This window comes from Prevotella sp. LMAG:51 (assembly GCF_008680225.1).
Lineage (GTDB): Bacteria > Bacteroidota > Bacteroidia > Bacteroidales > Bacteroidaceae > Prevotella > Prevotella pectinovora.
Map to the genome: position 1 here is coordinate 47329 of NZ_NALQ01000010.1, position 6031 is coordinate 53359.

Consider the following 6031-nt stretch of genomic DNA (forward strand, 5'->3'; position numbering starts at 1 on the left):
TGTATCGGACAGACATAGGACGGCAATTCTGCCCATCAGGGGTAAGCACCGTGCCCTTGTTGGGTAAGCACCGTGCCCTTTAAGTCCCAAGCTGCCATCTGGGTTAATATGCTTTAAATATATTCCGCCAACGTTTTTTTTTAGTATATTTGCAACGCTAATCAAATTAATCATTAGAGGAGGAAAGCATCCCATGACTCTACAACAAATGGAATACATCGTGGCTGTATACAGATACAGACACTTCGCCAATGCCGCAGAACAGTGCGGCGTGACACAACCCACACTGAGCGCCATGATTCAGAAACTGGAGAAGGAACTCGGAGTGAAAATCTTCGAACGTTCATCACAACAGGTCACTCCTACTGCCATCGGCAAACTTGTGGTGGAACAGGCATGGAAGGTGCTTTCGAGAGCAAACAAGATAAAGGACATCGTAGCTGAAGAACAACACTCGCTGAATGGTTCGTTCCGCATCGGCATACTGCCCACGATAGCGCCATATCTGCTGCCACGCTTCTTCACCAAACTGGAGAAGGAGAATCCTGGCATCGACTTCCACATCATCGAGATGAAGACTGCCGACATCAAGAAGGCATTGAACCGCGGCGAACTGGACGCTGCCATCGCCGTGAGACTCGACGAGCTGGAGGCTTTCAACCAGACATCGCTATATTATGAGCAGTTCATAGCCTATGTGGCAGAAACCGACCCGCTGTTCAACAACAAGAACATAAAGACTTCGGACCTTGGCAACGAGTTTCTGTGGCTTCTCGACGAGGGCCATTGCTTCCGCGACCAACTTGTGAAATTCTGCGATCTGAAATCGGCAACAGAGAGCAAATCAAAATATTCTCTCGGCAGCATAGAGACTTTCATGAGAATGGTGGAAAACGGACAGGGCGTGACGTTCATTCCGGAACTCGCCCTTAGCCAACTTTCCGACAAACAGATGCGACTGGTGCGCCCCTTCGCACTGCCTATACCGGTGAGAGACGTGGTATTGCTTACCACAAAGACTTTCGTGCGCCACTCAATGGCTGAACTGATAATCAAAAGCGTGAAAGACAACGTGCCGCAAAGTATGCTGACCTACAACAATACAGAGCAGAGAATCTAGCCCAAATCAGTCATTGGCCGTTATATTAAGAATTTTATAACCGCTTGCTATAAGCGATAAAAGAACAAAAGGTTGAGCAGGGATTGCACACTCCCCTACTCAACCTTTTATTTCATTGTCAAGCAAATTCGTCTACTTAACAAATTTCTTCCCGTCTTTGATGTAGATACGACCATCCACAGTGTGTTCTACACGCATACCTTGAAGGTTATAGATGTTGCCATCTTCCACATTGTTGTTATCCAGCGTAACATCGGCAATACCTGCTGCATCTTCATACGTCATACTGCCACTGAGGAGTCTACCTCCCTCGTTCTCTTTAGTCATGATACTCTCCACGATACTGTTCAGATAATGCTCCAGATTGGTATATCCATCGGCAGCGAGCGTATTACCGTCTGCAGCATCATTCTTGTCGAGTCCATTGGCATCTTCCCAACCATCCGGCATTCCGTCGCCATCAGTATCTGTAACGTCGATAGAAGTATCTGTGGCAAGTGTTGGCCAAGGACTCCAGTCTGCAGAAGCGTCGGCTGGCTTCGTGTCATCCTGACTGTTGATTATGCCTGACGTGCATCCGCTGCCTGTATAGGTATCAGAACCGCTACGGGTATCGCTTACGATGACTTTGTCAAGAGCATCGCGGCGCAATGACGCACCGGCATAGTCGAGCACACGGTTGAAGGCATCTGCCGCAGTATGGGTAGTAACGGTCTCAAATACCATCGGTGTCTTCAACTGTATTGCTTCATCACCAGGATAAGTGCCATCGTTGCCGGTCTTGTCAATCTGGTCGGAAACGCCATACTTGAAGTTATCCTTATTCACCACATCCCAATCTGGATTATGATTGCCTTCCACGTAAAATTTTCCCCACACATGTAGCATCTTTGCCCAATCATTCCACGGTACATTAATCTGAGTGCCATTCACGGTGATTGTGGCAAGTTTTCCGCTCATATCCATCTCGTACTTCGTTCCCTTGATGGTAACATAATTTCTGCCATCTTCTGCCGACCCTTTCACGTCGTTTTTATTGCAGGTTATACCGGTTGTCTGCTGGAATCGTGCTGCAAGGAGTGTCTTGTCCAGACAGTAGTCCACAGTGCGTATACCCGGACAAGCGATGCGGCGCTGGATGGTCTTGCTTCTTTTCCGCGTTGTAGCTCCTGGCTTATAATAGTTGTTCACGATGTTCACGTTCATTCCTTCACCGCCATAGCAGCCGTTGCCGCCCCAGTTGTATATCACGTTGTTACGCATATCCATCCTTTCGTCAGTCTGGGTTCCGGGACGCGGCCCAAGTCGTGGAGTTCTAGAATCGTGGTCGGCAAGCAGGTTATGATGATACGATGCACCGCTTCCACCCCAGTTGCCACCATAGCCATGGGCACCTTTGGAATGTCCGGAGTTCTTCAGACTCTGTGAGGCTATACACCATTGCACGGTGAGATTCTTACTGCCATAGACGGACAGGCATTCATCGATACTCCAGCTCACAGAGCAATGGTCCACTATGATATTCTTACGATCCATCGCTCCAAGTCCGTCGCCCTCGTGCTTGTCCACATGACGATTGCCACAACGGAAACGCAAAAAGCGAAGAATAACATTGTCAGAATCTATCGTGAAGGGGTAATCAGCAATACAAATGCCATCACCGGGGGCTGTCTGTCCGGCAATTGTGACATTACCTTTCTTCAACTGCAGAGCACTTTTCAGGAATATCGTACCGCTGACATCAAACACGATGGTTCTGACTCCACTCTTGTTGCAAGCCCATCGGAAGGTGCCTTCCGTTCCGTCATCATCTAATTTCGTCACATGATACACTGCTCCGCCTCTACCGCCTGTAGTGTAGCGACCAAACCCTTCGGCTCCAGGGAATGCGGGTTGATTGTCGGCAAAAGCCGACATCACAGATGCTGACATCAACACAACAGCAGCACCAGTCAATAATTTTCTGTCTAATTTCATCTTATTTTGATTTGTATAGTAGTCATAACGTCGAGAATCGAATTTGCCATTCAAACCACGACAATAAAGGAATCTCAATATATTTCAAATAGCGAAGATATAAAAAAACGGCGATATAACAATCGAGCATTAAGAAAATCACATTTTCCTTAATACTCGGTTTAAAACGATTTAGCATTCTAATTCAAGATCGCTGCCACCTCATCTTTGTTAATTCCGGTTATCTCTACAATTTGCAGAATGTTCATACCTTTTGAATAGAGAGATTTTACTATGTTTTTAAGCTGCTCGCTCTTCTGCTGGAGTTGCTCGCTCTTCTGCTGGAGTTGCTCGCTCTTCTGCTGGAGTTGCTCGCTCTTCTGCTGGAGTTGCTCGCTCTTCTGCTGGAGTTGCTCGCTCTTCTGCTGGAGTTGCTCGCTCTTCTGCTGGAGCTGCTCATCCTTATGCTTCAGTTCCTTGTCACGGTTCATTATTGCCGTGTCACGGTCCTCTATCGCCTTGTAATATTCATCCTCCACGTTCATGTCCTGACGCATCTCGGAGTCGGCGGCAGCGGCTGTAAGACGATGGAGCATATACATCATGTCGGCATCATCCTCATATTTGTTCTCGTCAATATTGAGAACCTGCTTGTCTTCCGCATCTTTCCTCGACTGGTCGAAAACGCTGAGCACCTTCTCAAGGCGGTTGTTCACACGGCCTTTCAATCTCGGTATCTGCACAATTATGCTGTTGTGGGTAAGACTCTCAACGAACGGGTCTTCCTTGCCCTCCTCTACCACCTCGCCGTTGTAGTCGAACACGTCGTGGTTGACATAAACCACCGGCTCCTCAATGTCGCCGACTCGATGTCCGAGAAGGTAAACGGCAACCATTGGATATGCGAAGCCTTTCGGCGAGTCTTTGCGGATGTTTATCTTGTTGCTGTACTGCGCACCCAGATACTGGCGGAAGCGCAGGGTCTCCGTGTCGAGCCATGTCTTCTGCAGTTCTATAAGGATGACGCGGTCCTTGAATCCCTCGCCCTCAGCATCCTTCTCCCTCACGGTGGCTGCAAAGTCAATGCGGAACATTGAAAGCGTGTCTCGTGTGGTGTTCACATACTCGTGCGGGCGCATCTCCACCTTCACCACCTCTTTCTTCAGCAGTGCAGAGAGGATGGTCTTTGATATGCGTTCGTCAGACATTATGTATTTGAACACGGAGTCGTAAATCGGATTGGCTACATGTAATATCATATACTATGGCGTTTACAGGTTATTATATTTGCAAACTTACACATTTTATGTGAATTACGGACACTTACATTACTTTTTTTTAGGGACGTCCAACAGAAAAGTGTCATTCGACTTTTTATCATATAGAATTCTCCCCCTAACGTGGGGAATGAAACCCCACATTAGGGGGTGATGTTCCCCACGCTGTGGGGGAAAAATCAAGGCCAGGAAACATAGTTGGAAACTTGCCAAATGTAAGGAGCAAGAGACATGTCACCTCGTATACAAAATAAAAGATGGAAAGCTACACATTGAACTTTCCATCTTTTATTATTTATTAAAATTAAAATCTATATCATTACTCTGCCGGAATCCAACGTGGGTCACCGAGATTCTTGTAAGAAGAGTTCTGCACTGTAAAGTCAGCACCAGTCTTGGCAAGATTAGCCCAGAGCTGGGCAGATGTCTCAGAAATCTGAGAACCGATCTCATAACCAGAGTTCCAGTTGAAGTCACTTGTATATACAGTGCCAGTAGCATCGATATCCTTCAGACTGCTACCCTTCACTGTCTGCGCTGCATCCTTGAAGTCGTAGTATGCTCCGATGAGAGAGTTTGTACATGCTACTGTAACTCCTGTCTGCTTCTGCAAGTCGAAGTATGGCTTGGTAGCAGGAACACAGTTCCAGATTGTGCAGTGGTCGAGAGTGATAGAGAAGTTAGCCTGGCTTGTATTCGTCAACACAGAGTTGATTGTGTTGAGAGTACTGTTGGTAATGCTGACTGTTCCCAAAGTCAATGATTTCTGGTCCTTGGTATTCACGATACCATAAGTACCAATGTTTGTCAATACACAGTCATTTATCTTGATAGCATTGACAGTTGAATTCACGATACTCTGGAAACGGAAGATACCACGGATATCCTTAACGTCACACTTCTCCATCTCGAGAGAGTTGAGAGTGAAAGTACCAGACTGGTTCAATACGTAACCGTCTGAGTTGGCACCATACTGGAGATTGAGGTTATAGAAACGGACAACATCCATGCTTGATGAGTCGAAGGAAACGCCCTTGAACTTGACAGTTGCCTTAGACTCGCCGGCTGCTCCCCAGAAATAGACAGACTTGATATTCTCCGGAACCTTGATTGTAGAAGTCTGTGCCTCCTCATTCAGAGCGGTATATTCCATTCCCTGTGGGAATACAACAACAACCTTGTCTGAAGTGGCATTAGCAAGAAGGTCTTTCACGTCATCGCCAGCAGCTACGTTGATAACCTCGTATCCGTCAGGGAAAGGTTCAGTGGTAGTGAACTTCATCTTACCACGAACGTTCTCGCCGTTGAGCAGCTGCACAGTGTAAGAAGTCTTTGCATTGAGACCACTGATTGTGAGTTCACCGGCAGCAACCTCGTCTGCAGTAACAGGCTGTGAAACGAGCACCTCATCGTCTTTTACAATCTGTGCTTCAGTAATCTGTTTGCCAGCCTTGAAGCTGACCTTCACGGTCTTTGAACCAGGCACAACATCGAGGATAATCTGCTCAGACTTGGTTGTGAAGCTATAGTTTGATTCTGTATCATCAAGATACTTCCATGTAGAGCCCTTGCCGTTTGTAGCGCAGCTCTTGATACGGAAGTAATACTTTGTAGAACCCTCAAGTCCTGTCATAGTGTAAGGAGAAGTAGTGATTCTCGCATCCTCCTTATCACCGAA

General features: G+C 46.9%; 4 protein-coding genes. 1 reads left to right on the plus strand and 3 read right to left on the minus strand.

All coding sequences use genetic code 11. The annotated features are described in order from the left end of the window. Positions 1-193: 193 nt before the first annotated feature. Positions 194-1120: a hydrogen peroxide-inducible genes activator gene (locus CCC32_RS03795; RefSeq protein WP_022316183.1), complete on the plus strand. Its 927-nt coding sequence runs from the start codon at positions 194-196 to the stop codon at positions 1118-1120. Between the two features lie 132 nt (positions 1121-1252). On the opposite strand, the gene CCC32_RS03800 is transcribed toward CCC32_RS03795, so the two are convergent. The 3 genes from CCC32_RS03800 to CCC32_RS03810 form a co-directional block, all read right to left on the minus strand. Then, complete coding sequence (locus CCC32_RS03800) at positions 1253-3052, minus strand: pectate lyase family protein (protein ID WP_287072438.1); 1800 nt, start codon at positions 3050-3052, stop codon at positions 1253-1255. 224 nt (positions 3053-3276) lie between these two features. Beyond that, entirely contained in the window at positions 3277-4335 is a 1059-nt protein-coding gene (locus tag CCC32_RS03805) for a hypothetical protein (RefSeq protein WP_287072433.1), read from the minus strand. A 337-nt stretch (positions 4336-4672) separates the two neighbouring features. After that, a partial coding sequence (locus CCC32_RS03810) for a DUF5123 domain-containing protein (protein ID WP_287072435.1) occupies positions 4673-6031 on the minus strand: 1359 nt, incomplete at its 5' end.